The organism is Streptomyces sp. CCM_MD2014, assembly GCF_000772045.1.
GTDB lineage: Bacteria > Actinomycetota > Actinomycetes > Streptomycetales > Streptomycetaceae > Streptomyces > Streptomyces salinarius.
Map to the genome: position 1 here is coordinate 7,349,173 of NZ_CP009754.1, position 13,803 is coordinate 7,362,975.

Genomic DNA, 13,803 nt, shown 5'->3' on the forward strand with positions numbered 1-13,803 from the left:
GGTTTCAGCCCGGTTGGGGTGCGACCCGGGCGACGACGGTCTGCAGGTCGCGCATCGCCGCCTGGAAATCGGCCCGGTCCGCGCTCTTGAAGCGGCGGAAGAACCAGCCGGGCACCCGGGTGTGCCGCTGCCGGGACTGGAAGATCACGTCCTGGACCTGACGGGCGAAGACCAGCAGGGCGGCCGTGTCACCCCCGGCGGCGACCCTGGACTCCAGCAACTCCAGCACACGCTCCCGCTCCCTGATCACCTCCCACTGTGTACGGCACACCTCCACGCCCATCATCACCGCGCCGAGGGAGGGCACGTACCACAGCAGCAGCAGGTCGAGCACGCTCGTACCGGCCGAGAGACCGACGACGAGCCCCGTCCCCAGCCACGCCAGCAGGGAGGCGAGCACGGTCCGGGCGTAGCGGCGGCGGACCCGGGCGCCCCACCCGAGGTTCTGCTGCTGGCAGGCCAGCACGTCGTAGGGGTGCGGCAGTTCGGGAATCTCGTAGTAGTCGCGCAGCTCGGCCTCGTCGCCCGTGAAACGCCGGCTGAGACTGCTGACCGACTGCGGGGAGGGTGGGGATCCCGCCATCGCGCCGTTCCACTCCAGACGGAACAGCCGTACGTCGAACGACTCCTGCAGCAGCGCCGCGCGCCGCGACTCGCTGCTCTCCCACGAGGTGAGGCCCACCGAATGCGCCACGGCCCAGACTCCGCCCAGCACGGTCACCGCCACGGTGAGTCCGGGCAGGAAGACGGTGAGGAGTCCGGCGGCCGCAAGCAGTACCGAGACTCCCATGCGGGCGCTGGCGAGCCGCTGGGCCCGCCGATGCGACACCGTCATCGCGCGCAACCGCTGCCGGGCGGCCTCCCCGTTCTGTTCCGACAGGATGCGGGAGCCCGCGGCCGGCTCGCTGCCCATGACGTCCCCCTCGTCCTCGGCACCCACTCCCCTCCACTGTGCCCGCGGGCCCGCCCGGTGTACACACGGCGTCGGACGTGGCCTCGCCGGCGGCCGCCGGCGAGGCGGGAGGCTTCGCCCCGTGGGCGGGGAGCAGGGCCGACGGCTGCCTTCGCGTCACCCGCGCGTGCCCCGCGGGGCGACCGGAACCAGCCGGTATCCGCCGCCCTCGCGCCGCACGTGTCCCGCGGTCGGTGCCGGGAAGTGGCTCCCCAGCAGGAGCGTCGACGTGCCGGCCAGCGAGTCGAGCAGCCGGTTCCGGGTCCTGGCCGCGAGTCCGGGGGCGACGTCCACGCAGCTGCACAGCTCCGGGTGTGCCATCTGGACCGGGTGGTGGATGCTGTCGCCGGTGATCAGGGCGGTCTCGCCGAGGCTGCTCAGTGCCACCGCCACCTGCCCGGGTGTGTGGCCGGGGGCGGGCAGCAGACGGACGCCCGGCGCGACGTCCGCGCCCCCGTCGGCGACATCGACGAGGTCGAGCAGTCCCGCGTCCCGGACGGGGTGGACCGAGTCCCGGAACATCTGCCGACGCGCCTCCTCCATGTCCGCGTCCGCCCAGTAGTCCCACTCGGCGCGTGAGGTGAGATAGCGCGCGTTCGGGAAGGTGGGGACCCATGCGTCGCCCTCGGCACGCGTGTTCCACCCCACGTGGTCGGCGTGGAGGTGGGTCAGGACCACGACGTCGACGCTCTCGGGTGCGAAGCCCGCCGCCCGCAGCCGTGCTTCGTAGTCGCTGTTCAGGTCGTGCCAGGCCGGATTGGCACGCGGCTTCCCGTTTCCGATGCCGGTGTCCACCAGCACCCGCATGCCGTCCACCTCGACGGCGAAGCTGTGACTCGCCAGGCGCAGGACGCCTTGCCCGTCGGCGAACGCGGGGCTCAGCCAGGGGGACCGGCCCACGAGCCCGGGGGTCGCCCCGGGCAGCAGCCATGGACCGGTCCGGGCGGGCAGGGCCACTTCGTCGATGCGTCGCACGGTGTGGTCGCCCACTGCCCACGAAGGGGCGGGGGGAGTGGGGGACTTGGTCGTCTGCGCCGAGGCGGACACGGAGATCTCCTTCACCTGTGATGAGTCTGTGGTGAGTGGCGAGGAGGACCCTCCTCGCGCTAAAGCGAATGGTTTGCTTTAAGTCACGGTAGGTCTTACGATCGACTAACGCAAACGATTCGCTTTTAAGGCGGCGACGGCGACGGCGACCGTGGCCGAAGGCTCTGTCCAGCCGGGCCCGTCGCGCCGCACAGATCCGGAAGGAAGCCATGACCGGCGAACTCACCCCCCAAGCGGCAGCCCGAGGGGCGCTGCGGGCCGGACTCCCCCTCGAGGACGGCCGGCACGAGGCAGTGGCCATGACGGCCGACTACATCCACTCCGTGATCAGCACCTTGCGCGAGCTCGATTTCGGCGAGACCCCTCCCGCGTCCTCCTTCCGAGCCGGACAGGGGAACACCGATGCAACCGTTTGAGCTGTCGCTGACCGAAGCCGCGCGTGCGGTGCGCGCACGGGAGCTGTCCCCCGTCGAACTCACCGAGTCGGTGCTCGCCCGTGTCGCCGCCGTCGAAGGGCGGCTGGGCGCCTACGCCGCCGTCGTCGCCGACGCGGCCCTGGCCGCTGCGGTCCGCGCCGAACGGGAGATTTCCGACGGCGGTCCGCGCGGGCCGCTGCACGGTATCCCCATGGCGCTCAAGGACCTGATCGACGCGGAAGGACTGCCCACCACGGCGAGCTCGCACGTCCGCGCGGGGCACGTGGCGGAGCGCGACAGCGCCGTGGCCGAACGGCTCCGCGCCGCCGGGGCCGTGCTCCTGGGCAAGACGCACACGCACGAGTTCGCCTACGGCCTGATCACACCGCAGACCAACAACGCCTGGGACCACAGCCGGGTCGCGGGCGGGTCGAGCGGCGGCTCGGCGGTCGCCGTCGCCGCCGGCGGGGCGACGTTCGCCATGGGCACGGACACGGGCGGCTCCATACGGGTCCCCGCGGCCCTGAACGGTGTGGTGGGCCTCAAGCCGACCTACGGCCTGGTCCCCCGCACAGGCGTGACCCCGCTGTCCTGGTCCCTGGACCATGTGGGCCCGCTCACCCGCACCGTCCGGGACGCCGCGCTGGTGCTGTCGGCGACCGCCGGCCACGACCCGCGCGACCCGGCGAGCGTTCCCGGCCCCGTGCCGGACCGCTTCCCGGGAGGCGACCTGCGAGGACTGAGGGTCGGTGTACCGCGGAACTACTACTTCGACCGGGTCGTGCCCGAGGTCGAGGCGTCCGTGCGCGGCGCGATCGAGCGGCTGGCGGACCTGGGCGCGGAGCTCGTGGACGTCGAGATCCCGATGGCGCGCCACATCCAGGCCGTGCAGTGGGGGCTGATGGTCCCCGAGGCCACCGCCTACCACGAGCGTTCGCTGCGGTCCACGCCCGACCTGTACACGGCGGACGTTCGCATCCTGCTGGAGGCCGGCGCGCTCACCTCGGCGGGCGACTACCTTCGCGCCCAGCGGGCCCGCACCATGATGCGGGAGGCCTGGGGGCGCATGTTCGAAGGAGTCGACGTCCTCGCCGCGCCGACGGTGCCGATGACCGCCGTCGAGGCGGGGCGGGAAACCGTCGAGTGGGCCGACGGCACGACCGAGGCCGTGTCGGACGGCTACGTGCGCTTGTGTGCCCCCGCCAACATCACCGGCGTCCCGGCCCTCACGCTGCCGGTCGGTCACGACCGCGCCGGACTGCCGATCGGCATGCAGCTGATGGCGCGCCCCTTCCGCGACGCCACGGTGCTCCGGGTGGGCCGGGCCTATGAGGAATCGGTGGCCGGCGTGCGGCGGCTCGCCCCCCTCGCCGCCTGAGGAAGGCGGACGTCCCGGCCGTCGTCACCGCCTAGAAGCGACACACTCGCATTAAGGTGGTTCGCATGAGTCCCAAGCCCATGGTCCGTCCCGGCGGGCGCAGCGCACGCGTACAGAAGTCCGTTCACGCGGCGGTACGCGAACTCGTGGGGGAGGTGGGCCGCGACGCGCTCACGGTCCCGATGGTGGCCACTCGGGCGGGCGTGACCCCCTCCACGGTCTACCGCCGCTGGGGCGACCTGCAGGAGCTTCTGTCCGACGTGGCCGTCGAACGGCTGCGCCCTGAGACGGAGCCGGCCGATCTGGGAAGCCTGCGGGCGGATCTCGACGCGTGGGCGGAACAGTTCCTCGACGAGATGGCCTCGCCGCCCGGGCGCGCCTACATCCGGGACGCCCTGCTCGGCGACCCGGACGGCACCCACGCCGGTCAGTGCTCGGCGTACGCCGCGGAGCAGATCGACATCGTGCTGGCCCGTGCGGTGCGGCGGGGTGAGCCGGTGCCCGAGACGGAACTGCTGATCGACCGTGTCGTGGCGCCGATCATGTACCGCATCCTCTTCCGCCCCGGCCGGCTGGACGCCGCGTACGCGCGCGAGCTCGTGACGAACGCGGTCAGTGCGGTCGGTGGTGAACCGGGTACCGGCAGGCGCTAGCGTGGTGGGCGCCTGCCCGGGTCTCCCGTGCCGGTCTGTGCCGGCTCTTTGGAGCGTCACCGAGAGAAACATGCGGGTCAGGGTCATCTCATGAGATTGCTGCACACGTCCGACTGGCACCTGGGCCGGGCGTTCCACCGGGTGAACATGCTCGGGGCGCAGGCCGGGTTCATCGGCCACCTCGTCGATACCGTGCGCGAGCACGCCGTCGACGCCGTGGTGGTGTCGGGAGACGTGTACGACCGGGCGGTGCCGCCGCTCGCCGCCGTCGAGCTGTTCGACGACGCCCTGCACCGCCTCGCCGGCCTCGGTGTGCCGACGATGATGATTTCCGGCAACCACGACTCGGCCCGCCGTCTCGGCGTCGGCGCCGGGCTCATCGACCGGGCCGGCATCCACCTGCGCACCGATCCGGCGGGCTGCGGCACCCCGGTGGTGCTGACCGACGCCCACGGGGACGTCGCCTTCTACGGGCTGCCGTATCTCGAACCGGCTCTGGTCAAGGCCGAGTTCGGCGTGGAGAAGGCGGGGCACGAGGCCGTGCTCGGCGCCGCCATGGACCGGGTGCGCGCCGACCTCGCCACGCGTGCACGCGGCACCCGTTCCGTCGTCCTCGCGCACGCCTTCGTCACCGGAGGCGAGCAGAGCGACAGCGAGCGGGACATCACCGTCGGCGGGGTCGCCGCCGTGCCCTCCGGTGTCTTCGACGGCGTCGACTACGTGGCGCTCGGGCACCTGCACGGCTGCCAGACCCTCACCGAGCGCGTCCGCTACTCCGGCTCCCCGCTGCCGTACTCCTTCTCCGAGCACCGGCACCGCAAGAGCATGTGGCTCGTCGATCTGGACGCGACGGGAGCGGTGAGCGCCGAGCGGGTCGACTGCCCGGTCCCGAGGGCCCTGGCCCGGCTGCGCGGCACGCTGGCGGACCTGCTCGCCGACCCGGAGCTGACCCCGCACGAGGACGCGTGGGTCGAGGCGACCCTCACCGACCCGGTCCGGCCGGACGAGCCCATGGCCCGGCTCACCGAGCGGTTCCCGCACACGCTCAGCCTCGTCTTCGATCCGGAGCGCGCCCCCGAGGCGCCGGGCGTGTCCTACGCCCGGCGCCTCGCCGACCGCAGCGACCAGGAGATCGCGGAGGACTTCGTGGCGCATGTGCGCGGCGCCGGGCCCGACTCCCACGAACAGGGCGTACTGCGGGACGCCTTCGACGCGGTGCGCGCGGACGACACCGTGCGGGAGGTGGCCCGGTGAGGCTGCACCGGCTGGACATCACCGCCTTCGGCCCCTTCGGCGCCACCCACAGCGTCGACTTCGACGACCTCTCGGCCGCCGGCCTGTTCCTGCTGCACGGCCCCACCGGCGCCGGCAAGACCTCCGTCCTCGACGCCGTCTGCTACGCGCTGTACGGCTCCGTCCCGGGCGCCCGGCAGAGCAGCAGCGGTCAGGGCATCACGCTGCGCAGCGACCACGCGGCGGCCGGCACCCGGACCGAGGTGTGCCTCGAACTGACCGTCGCCGGGCGCCGGCTGGAGATCACCCGGCAGCCGCCCTGGGAACGGCCGAAGCTGCGCGGCAAGGGCACGACCGTCGACAAGGCCCAGACCTGGCTGCGCGAGTACGACGTCACGGCCGGCGCCTGGAAGGACCTCAGCCGCTCCCACCAGGAGATCGGCGAGGAGATCACGCAACTGCTCGGTATGAGCCGCGAGCAGTTCTGCCAGGTCGTGCTGCTGCCCCAGGGCGACTTCGCCCGCTTCCTGCGCGCCGACGCCGAGGCGCGCGGCAAGCTGCTCGGCCGGCTCTTCGACACCCGGCGCTTCGCCGAGGTCGAGAAGCACCTCGCCGAACGGCGCCGGACGACCGAGGCCCGGGTGCGCGAAGGGGACGCCGCCCTGCTGGCCGACGCGCACCGGATGCAGCAGGCCGCGGGCAGCGCCATGGAACTGCCCGAGCTGGCGCCGGGCGAGCCGGGCCTGGCCGAGGCGGTGCTGGAGGCCGCCGCCATCGCCCGCGGCACCGCCCGGGAACTGCTGGCGGTCGCCGACGGCCGGCTCACGGCCACCGAGTCCGCCCAGGCCGCGGCGGAACGCCACCTGGCCGACACCCGTGAACTCGACCGGCTGCAAAGCCGGTTCGCCGAGGCCCGGGAGCGTGCCGCACGGCTGGCGGAGCGGGCCGACGCCCACCGTGCCGCGCAACAGCGCATGGAGCGGGGCCGCAAGGCCGAGGCGGTGGCCCCCGCGCTGGAGCTGCGGGACGCCGCCGAGACGGAACACCGTGCGGCGGCGGCCGCGGAAGCACGGGCGCGGGTCCGGCTGCCGCAAGCCCTCGCCGACGCCGGTGCCCCCGGGCTCGCCGCCGCCGCACGCCGGGCCGCCGAGGAACTGGGGGGCCTGGAGTCGGCCCGGCGCGCCGAACGACGCCTCACCGAACTGGTCGAGGAACGGGCCGCCCTCGACCGCCAGGAACGCGCCGACGACGACGCCCGGCAGGAGGCGGAGACCTGGCTCGCCGACTGGGAAGCCACCCGCGCCGGACTCCAGGGCCGCGTCGACGCCGCGCAGGAGGCCGCGACCCGCGCCGAACAGCTCGCCGTACAGCGGGATCCGGCACGGCGGCGGCTCGACGCCGCCCGGCAGCGGGACCGGCTCGCCGACGACGTGGAAGAGGCGCGACGGCAGGCGCTCGCCTCGGCCGAAGAAGCGGTCGAGACCCGTGACCACTGGCTGGATCTCAAGGAACAGCGGCTGCAGGGCATCGCCGCCGAACTCGCCGCGAACCTCACCGACGGCGCACCCTGCGCGGTGTGCGGTGCCACCGAACACCCCGCGCCCGCCCGCAAGAGCGCCGGCCACGTCGACCGCGAGGCCGAGGAGCGCGCCCTCGCCGCCCACCAGGCCGCCGACGAGCGGCGCGCGCAGGCCGAACGGCACCTGGGCACCGTACGGGAGGCACTCGCCGCCGCCACCGCGGAGGCCGGCGACGCGCCCACGGCCCGGCTGGCCGAGGAGGCCAAGGAACTCGAACGGGAGTACACGCGGGCGCGGGCGGTCGCCTCGGGACTGCACACGGCACAGGAGGAGCTGCGGCGGGCCGAGAGCGAGCGCGAGGAGCGCGTCGCCGCCCGGCAGCAGGCCGCCGTCCGGTCCGCCTCCCGGGTCGCGGGGCGTGAGCGGCTGGAGCGCGAACAGGCCGCGCTGGAGGAAGAGCTGACGCGGGCGCGCGGCATCGCCGAGAGCGTGGAGGCGCGGGCGGCGCAGCTGGAGCGACAGGCCGCACTGCTCACGGAGGCCGCCGACACCGCCCGCGTCGCCGAGGACACCGCCCAGCGGCTCAAGGACGCCGACGCCCGGCTCGCCGACGCCGCCTTCCGGGCCGGCTTCGACACCCCGGCGGACGCCGCCGACGCCCTGCTCGACGACACCGCCCACCGCGAGCTGCAACACCGGCTGGACGCCTGGCAGTCGGAGGACGCCGCCGTCCGCGCGGTCCTCGCCGAGGCCGACACGGCCGACGCCGCCCGGCGACCGCCCGCCGACCTCGCCGCGGCGGAACGGGCGGCGGCCGACGCGGGCCGACGCCTGCGCGAGGCCTCCTCGGCCCGCGACGCCGCCGCCCGGTGCTGCGCCGAACTGGACCGGCTGTCCGCGCAGGCCACCGCCTCGGTGCGCCGGCTCGCCCCGCTGCGCGAGGAGCACGCCCGGGTCGCCCGCCTGGCCTCCCTCGCCGCCGGCACCTCGGCGGACAACGAACGCCGGATGCGCCTGGAGTCGTACGTCCTCGCGGCCCGCCTCGAACAGGTCGCCGCCGCGGCCTCCGCCCGGCTGCTGCGCATGTCCTCCGGCCGCTACACCCTCGTCCACTCCGACGACCGCACCGGGCGCGGCCGCAGCGGCCTCGGCCTGCACGTCGTCGACGCCTGGACCGGCCGCGAACGCGACACGGCCACTCTGTCCGGCGGCGAGACGTTCTTCGCGTCGCTCGCTCTGGCACTCGGTCTCGCCGACGTCGTCACCGACGAGGCGGGGGGCGTCCGCCTCGACACCCTCTTCATCGACGAGGGCTTCGGCAGCCTCGACGACCAGACCCTCGACGAGGTCCTCGACGTCCTCGACGCCCTGCGGGAGCGGGACCGCAGCGTCGGCATCGTCAGCCACGTCGCCGACCTGCGGCGCCGTATCCACGCCCAACTCGAGGTCGTGAAGGGGCGGTCCGGGTCGGCCCTGCGGCAGCGGGGCGCCGGCTGAGCGTCCCCCGTCCCGTCGGCCGCACCGGATTCAGCGGCCCAGGGGACGGCGGGGGAGCGGTGAGGAGTAGACGACGCTCGTGGTGACCGAGCCGAGGGCGCTGATCCGGCCGGACACCTCCTCCAGGTGTCGCATCGAGCGCGCCGCGACCTTGACGACGAAGCAGTCGTCGCCCGTGACGTGGTGCGCCTCCAGGATCTCCGGCATGACCGCGACCAGGTCGTGGAACGGCTTGTAGTTGGCGACCGGGTAGCGCAGCCGCACGAACGCCAGGATCAGCAGCCCCAGCCGCTCGGGGTCGACGACCGCCGTGTACCCCTGGATGATCCCGGCCTCCTCCAGCCGCCGTACCCGCTCCGTCACCGCGCTCGCGGACATCGAGACGGCGCGGGCCAGCTCGGCGAAACTGGCCCGCCCGTCCCGCTGGAGGGCGTCCAGGATGAGCCAGTCGACACTGTCCGGGGAATACTCGGTCATCCGGGATGGATAGCAGGGAATCGCCGGTGAAACAAGGAGTGGGCCGGGGAAACGCCCTTCAGGCGGGGCGATGCGAACCGTAGATTCCTGAGCGAAAGAGTCCTGAGCGGAAGCTCCCTGAGCGGAAGATCCCTGAGCCACCGATTCCCGGCGCACGTCCCCGACCGGCAGATCCACCGAGGAGAGCTCGGCCCATGAGCACCAGCACCACCACCCACGCCGTCCCGCACGCGAACCCCGTCCTGCGCGTCGCCCCCGCACCGGTCGCCGAGGCCGCCGCGTACTTCCGTGCGAGCCTCGCCTTCCACACGGATGTCTCCGACGTCGCCGCCGCGCTCACGGCCGGCGGCGACCCCGGTTTCGTGCTCGTCGACTGCCGGTCCACCGAATCCTGGGACCAGGGGCACGTCCCCGGTGCCGTCCACCTGCCGACCGCGCTCGTCGCCGAACGGCACGGCCGGCTCCTCGACCCGGCCGTGCCGGTGGTCACCTACTGCTGGGGCCCCGCCTGCAACGGTGCTGCGCGCGCCGCCCTGGCCCTCGCCGAACTCGGGTACCCGGTCAAGGAGATGCTCGGCGGCTTCGAGTACTGGGTGCGCGAGGGCCTCGAGTTCGAGTCGTGGCGGGGTGTGGAGCACCCCGCCGCCGACCCCTTGACCGTTCCGGTGGACGCGGCCGACTGCGGTTGCTGAACGGCGTGTAGGTTCTGCCGCATGGTGCGATACGCGGAGCCGGGCCGGGTGGAGTGGGTCGAGTCGGGCGGAGGACCGCTGATCGCGGTCCCGGAGACGGTCCTGCCGTTCTGGACCGGCGCCGACGGCGAGGAGACGGACTCCGACTACGACCGGGCCTGCGAGGTCGACGGCCACGTCGGGCTGCTTCCCGTCGGCGACTCCACCGCGCTGGTACTCGGCGACGAACCCGCCGCCACCGCCTATCTGCCCGACCACGGCACCTTCGTGCGCTGGTGTGCCGCGGACACGGAGGACGAGGTGCTGGCGGGCGTCCCCGCCGCGCTCGCCGCGGCCGAGTGGGAGTCCGAGGTGTCCTGGCACGTGCCCGGGCCCGTGCTCCTGTTCGACGCCGCCTGGCCCGGCGCCGCATCGGACCGCGCCGGCCGGGCACGGGTCGCGCTGCGGTCCGGCCGGTACGCGGTGCGCGCGGCGGAGGTGCGCCCGGGACCGGAGACCTGGCTGAGCCTCGTACACCTGCGGCGGCTCGCCGACCGGTAGCCGGGACGGCAGTGACGTGCGGGCCGCTCGCGGGTCTGTCGGCTGACGGCCGGGGAGGACGGTGAGGTGCTGGTCACCTGGGGGGGCTCGTCGGCCGACGGCGGGGGACGACCGCGGTGCGGGCCGCTCGCTGGGCTCGCCGGCCGCCGCCGGGTGCCGAGGTGCGGACCACCAGCGGCGGCTCGCCGGGCGGCGGCCGGTAACGATATTGACGTGCGGGACGGTCGCGGCCCGCCCATCATGGGTGACCGTGCCACGACTTCCCCAGCCTGCCCCCGAAGACCTGCGCCGCGACCCGCTGCCGCTGCGCGGCCGCACCGCCCTCGTCACCGGAGCCAGCCGGCGCGGCGGCATCGGCCACGCCGTGGCCCGGCGGCTCGCCGCCTACGGAGCGAGCGTCTACCTCCACCACCACGTCCCGCACGACGCCGCCATGCCCTGGGGCGCCGACCGCCCCGAGGACGTGGCCGCCTCCGTACGCGCGGCGCTCGGCGACCCCGACGCCGCCGTGCACGCGGGCCCCGGCGACCTCACCCGCCCCGAAGCTCCCGGCGAACTCGTCGACACCGCCGCCGAAGCACTCGGCGGACGACTGGACATCCTCGTCGCCAACCACGCGCTCAGCGGCTCCGACGGCACCCTCGACACCATCGACGCCGCCATGCTCGACGCGCACTGGCAGGTCGACACCCGCTCGGTGCTGCTGCTGATCCAGGCCTACGCCCGCCGCCGTGCCGCACTGCCGCCGCGCACCCCCGGCGGACGCGTCGTGATGATGACCTCCGGTCAGGACATCGCGGGCGGCATGCCCGGGGAGATCGCCTACGCGCTGCAGAAGGGCGCGCTGGCGTCGGTCACGCGCTCCCTGTCCACCGCCCTCGCCGAGCACGCCGTCACCGTGAACGCGGTCAACCCCGGCCCCGTGGACACCGACTACCTCACCGGCGAGGACTACACGCGGTCGCCGCGCTCTTCCCCGCCGGCCGGTGGGGCATGCCCGACGACCCCGCCCGCCTCATCGCGTGGCTGGCCACGGACGAGGCGGAGTGGGTCACGGGTCAGGTCGTCGACTCGGAGGGCGGCTTCCGGCGCTGAGCGCCGACCTGAACGGGCCTCACAGCCGCGACAGTTCGTCCACCAGGTCGTCCAGGCCCAGCGAGCCCTGCGAGAGGGCCGCCATGTGCCACGCCTTCAGGTCGAAGGAGTCGCCGTGCCGCTCGCGGGCCTTCTCCCGGCCGAGGAGCCAGGCCCGCTCGCCGAGCTTGTAGCCGATCGCCTGGCCCGGGATGGTCAGGTACCGGGTCAGCTCGCTCTCCACGAAGTCCGCCGGGCGGCTGCTGTGCGCGCCGAAGAACTCCTGCGCCAGCTTCGGCGTCCAGCGCTCACCCGGGTGGAAGGGCGAGTCCGCCGGGATCTCCAGCTCCAGGTGCATGCCGATGTCCACGATGACGCGGGCGGCCCGCATCATCTGCGCGTCCAGGTAGCCGAGGCGCTGCTCGGCGTCGGTGAGGTAGCCCAGCTCGTCCATCAGCCGCTCCGCGTACAGCGCCCAGCCCTCTGCGTTGGCGCTGACCATGCCCACGGACGCCTGGTAGCGGGAGAGGTCGTCCGCGACGTGGGTCCACTGCGCCAGCTGGAGGTGGTGGCCCGGGACGCCCTCGTGGTACCAGGTGGAGACCAGGTCGTACACGGGGAAGCGGGTCTGGCCCATCGTCGGCAGCCAGGTGCGGCCGGGGCGGGAGAAGTCCTCCGACGGGGACGTGTAGTACGGCGCCGCCGCGCTGCCGGGCGGGGCGATGCGCGACTCCACCCTCCGCACCCGCTCCGCGAGTTCGAAGTGGGTGCCGTCCAGCTGCTCGATGGCCTGGTCCATCAGGCCCTGCAGCCAGTCGCGGACCTCGTCGACGCCCTCGATGTGCCTGCCGTGCTCGTCCAGGTGCGCCAGCGCCACCCACGGCGTCTCGGCGCCCGGCAGGATCTTCTCGGCCTCCGCCTTCATCTCGGCCAGCAGGCGGTGGTACTCCTCCCAGCCGTACGCGTAGGCCTCGTCCAGGTCCAGGTCCGTGCCGTTGTAGTAGCGCGACCAGCGGGCGTAGCGCTCGCGGCCCACCGTGTTCGGGGCGCCCTCGATCGCCGGGGCGTACACGTCGCGCATCCAGTCCCGCAGCTCGACCACGGCAGCGGTCGCGGCCCGCGCGGCCTCGTCCAGCTCCGTGCGCAGCGCCTCGGGGCCGTCGGCGGCGAAGTCCTCGAACCAGCCACGTCCCTCACCCGTGTCCGCCCACTCGCCGAGCTGCTCGACGAACGTGGCGGTCGGACGCGGTGCCGCGTACAGCTCGCGCTCCAGGCCCAGTGACAGGGACTCGCGGTAGCCCGCGAACGCCGCCGGCACCGCGCGCAGCCGCTCGGCGATCCGGGCCCAGTCCTCCTCGGTCCGGGTCGGGGTGAGGGTGAAGACCTCGCGCACCGAGTGGGCGGCGGTGCCCATGTTGCCGACCGAGCGCAGGCCTTCGTCGGCCTCGTGCACCGCGAGTTCGGCCGTCAGACGCTCGCGCAGCAGCCGCGCGCAGCGCCGCTCCACGTCGCTGTCGCCACCCGGCCGGCGCTCCGCCTCGGCCAGCCGGGCCAGGGTGGTGCGGGCCAGTTCCGCGAGGGCCTCCTGCCCCGCGGGCGAGAAGTCGGGCAGACGGCTGGAACTCTCCGCGACACCGAGATAGGTACCGGTGACCGGGTCGAGGGCGATGAGCTCGTCGACGTAGGCGTCGGCGACCTCGCGGGGCAGCGGGCTGTTCGTCTCTGACATGCGGACATCCTCATACGGATACCGGTGCCGCGTCAGCCCTGCGGGGCGGGCCCGACGGCCCGGGCGGCCGGATTTCGCTCAGGGCGTGGCCCCGGGAGCCGACGCGGCCGACGGCAGCAGGGGTCCGCACTCCCACTGCTGGAAGATCAGCCGGGTCTCGACCCGGGCCACCTCACGCCGCGACGTGAACTCGTCCAGGACCAGCCGCTGCAGATCCGTCATGTCCGCGACCGCGACATGCACGAGGTAGTCGTCCGGCCCGGTGAGGTGGAAGACGGTGCGTGACTCGGGCAGGGCCCGGATCCGGTCGACGAACGGGCCGACCAGCTCCCGCCGGTGCGGGCGCACCTGCACCAGCAGCAGTGCCTGGAGGCCGCGGCCCAGCTTCGCCGGGTCCAGTTCGAGCCGATGGCCGAGGATCACCCCGGCCCGCCGCAGCCGGGCCACCCGGTCCAGACACGTCGACGGGGCGACACCGACCTGGGCGGCGAGATCGCGGTAGGTGGCCCGGGCGTCGTTCTGCAGCAGCCGCAGCAGATGAAGATCGACCGGATCCAGTACGACGGATTCGCCCATGTCCCGAACGTAGCACGGT

The 13,803-nt window shown here is 74.0% G+C and carries 12 protein-coding genes and 1 pseudogene; 8 read left to right on the forward strand and 5 right to left on the reverse strand.

Features of this window, described 5'->3' with window-relative positions; translation table 11 throughout:
* Positions 1-4: 4 nt before the first annotated feature.
* Positions 5-940, reverse strand: a complete 936-nt coding sequence (locus NI25_RS32805; protein WP_061445925.1) for an S-4TM family putative pore-forming effector — start codon at positions 938-940, stop codon at positions 5-7.
* Positions 941-1,069: 129 nt separating this feature from the next.
* Positions 1,070-1,999 (reverse strand): MBL fold metallo-hydrolase, encoded by a 930-nt coding sequence (locus NI25_RS32810; RefSeq protein ID WP_233520795.1) that lies wholly within the window; start codon positions 1,997-1,999, stop codon positions 1,070-1,072.
* A gap of 209 nt (positions 2,000-2,208) precedes the next feature.
* Here NI25_RS32810 and NI25_RS32815 point away from each other — a divergent pair, with 209 nt between their 5' ends.
* From NI25_RS32815 to NI25_RS32835, 5 genes are all read left to right on the forward strand, one after another.
* A complete protein-coding gene (locus tag NI25_RS32815) occupies positions 2,209-2,415 on the forward strand; it encodes a hypothetical protein (protein ID WP_061445927.1) in 207 nt (68 codons plus the stop codon).
* On the forward strand, positions 2,402-3,793 hold the full coding sequence (locus tag NI25_RS32820) for an Asp-tRNA(Asn)/Glu-tRNA(Gln) amidotransferase GatCAB subunit A (RefSeq protein WP_061445928.1): 1,392 nt from the start codon (positions 2,402-2,404) through the stop codon (positions 3,791-3,793). Before NI25_RS32815 ends, NI25_RS32820 begins: the two co-directional genes overlap by 14 nt.
* A gap of 65 nt (positions 3,794-3,858) precedes the next feature.
* Positions 3,859-4,446, forward strand: a complete 588-nt coding sequence (locus tag NI25_RS32825; RefSeq protein ID WP_061445929.1) for a TetR/AcrR family transcriptional regulator — start codon at positions 3,859-3,861, stop codon at positions 4,444-4,446.
* Between the two features lie 90 nt (positions 4,447-4,536).
* Complete coding sequence (locus NI25_RS32830) at positions 4,537-5,700, forward strand: exonuclease SbcCD subunit D (protein ID WP_061445930.1); 1,164 nt, start codon at positions 4,537-4,539, stop codon at positions 5,698-5,700.
* A complete protein-coding gene (locus NI25_RS32835) occupies positions 5,697-8,696 on the forward strand; it encodes an AAA family ATPase (protein ID WP_061445931.1) in 3,000 nt (999 codons plus the stop codon). Before NI25_RS32830 ends, NI25_RS32835 begins: the two co-directional genes overlap by 4 nt.
* A gap of 30 nt (positions 8,697-8,726) precedes the next feature.
* Here NI25_RS32835 and NI25_RS32840 read toward each other — a convergent pair whose 3' ends face one another.
* Positions 8,727-9,173 (reverse strand): Lrp/AsnC family transcriptional regulator, encoded by a 447-nt coding sequence (locus NI25_RS32840; protein WP_061445932.1) that lies wholly within the window; start codon positions 9,171-9,173, stop codon positions 8,727-8,729.
* 194 nt (positions 9,174-9,367) lie between these two features.
* Here NI25_RS32840 and NI25_RS32845 point away from each other — a divergent pair, with 194 nt between their 5' ends.
* The 3 genes and pseudogenes from NI25_RS32845 (at position 9,368) to NI25_RS32855 (ending at position 11,500) form a co-directional block, all read left to right on the forward strand.
* Positions 9,368-9,865 (forward strand): rhodanese-like domain-containing protein, encoded by a 498-nt coding sequence (locus NI25_RS32845; protein WP_061445933.1) that lies wholly within the window; start codon positions 9,368-9,370, stop codon positions 9,863-9,865.
* A gap of 21 nt (positions 9,866-9,886) precedes the next feature.
* The gene (locus tag NI25_RS32850) at positions 9,887-10,405 is read left to right on the forward strand and encodes an immunity 21 family protein (RefSeq protein WP_061445934.1); all 519 of its coding nucleotides are present in this window, start codon (positions 9,887-9,889) and stop codon (positions 10,403-10,405) included.
* 250 nt (positions 10,406-10,655) lie between these two features.
* Positions 10,656-11,500 (forward strand): annotated as a pseudogene (locus NI25_RS32855) (SDR family oxidoreductase).
* 19 nt (positions 11,501-11,519) lie between these two features.
* Here the strand turns inward: NI25_RS32855 and NI25_RS32860 are convergent.
* Together NI25_RS32860 and NI25_RS32865 are read right to left on the reverse strand one after the other, a co-directional pair.
* The gene (locus NI25_RS32860) at positions 11,520-13,208 is read right to left on the reverse strand and encodes a DUF885 domain-containing protein (RefSeq protein ID WP_061445935.1); all 1,689 of its coding nucleotides are present in this window, start codon (positions 13,206-13,208) and stop codon (positions 11,520-11,522) included.
* A 78-nt stretch (positions 13,209-13,286) separates the two neighbouring features.
* Positions 13,287-13,784, reverse strand: coding sequence for an Lrp/AsnC family transcriptional regulator (locus NI25_RS32865; RefSeq protein WP_061445936.1), 498 nt, complete (start codon positions 13,782-13,784; stop codon positions 13,287-13,289).
* Positions 13,785-13,803 lie beyond the last annotated feature (19 nt).

Bases quoted from the DNA above. Each gene is read 5' to 3' on its own strand.
- NI25_RS32815 (WP_061445927.1), top strand. From the start codon at position 2,209: ATGACCGGCGAACTCACCCCCCAAGCGGCAGCCCGAGGGGCGCTGCGG.
- NI25_RS32820 (WP_061445928.1), top strand. From the start codon at position 2,402: ATGCAACCGTTTGAGCTGTCGCTGACCGAAGCCGCGCGTGCGGTGCGC.
- NI25_RS32825 (WP_061445929.1), top strand. From the start codon at position 3,859: ATGAGTCCCAAGCCCATGGTCCGTCCCGGCGGGCGCAGCGCACGCGTA.
- NI25_RS32830 (WP_061445930.1), top strand. From the start codon at position 4,537: ATGAGATTGCTGCACACGTCCGACTGGCACCTGGGCCGGGCGTTCCAC.
- NI25_RS32840 (WP_061445932.1), bottom strand. From the start codon at position 9,173: ATGACCGAGTATTCCCCGGACAGTGTCGACTGGCTCATCCTGGACGCC.
- NI25_RS32845 (WP_061445933.1), top strand. From the start codon at position 9,368: ATGAGCACCAGCACCACCACCCACGCCGTCCCGCACGCGAACCCCGTC.
- NI25_RS32850 (WP_061445934.1), top strand. From the start codon at position 9,887: ATGGTGCGATACGCGGAGCCGGGCCGGGTGGAGTGGGTCGAGTCGGGC.
- NI25_RS32860 (WP_061445935.1), bottom strand. From the start codon at position 13,208: ATGTCAGAGACGAACAGCCCGCTGCCCCGCGAGGTCGCCGACGCCTAC.
- NI25_RS32865 (WP_061445936.1), bottom strand. From the start codon at position 13,784: ATGGGCGAATCCGTCGTACTGGATCCGGTCGATCTTCATCTGCTGCGG.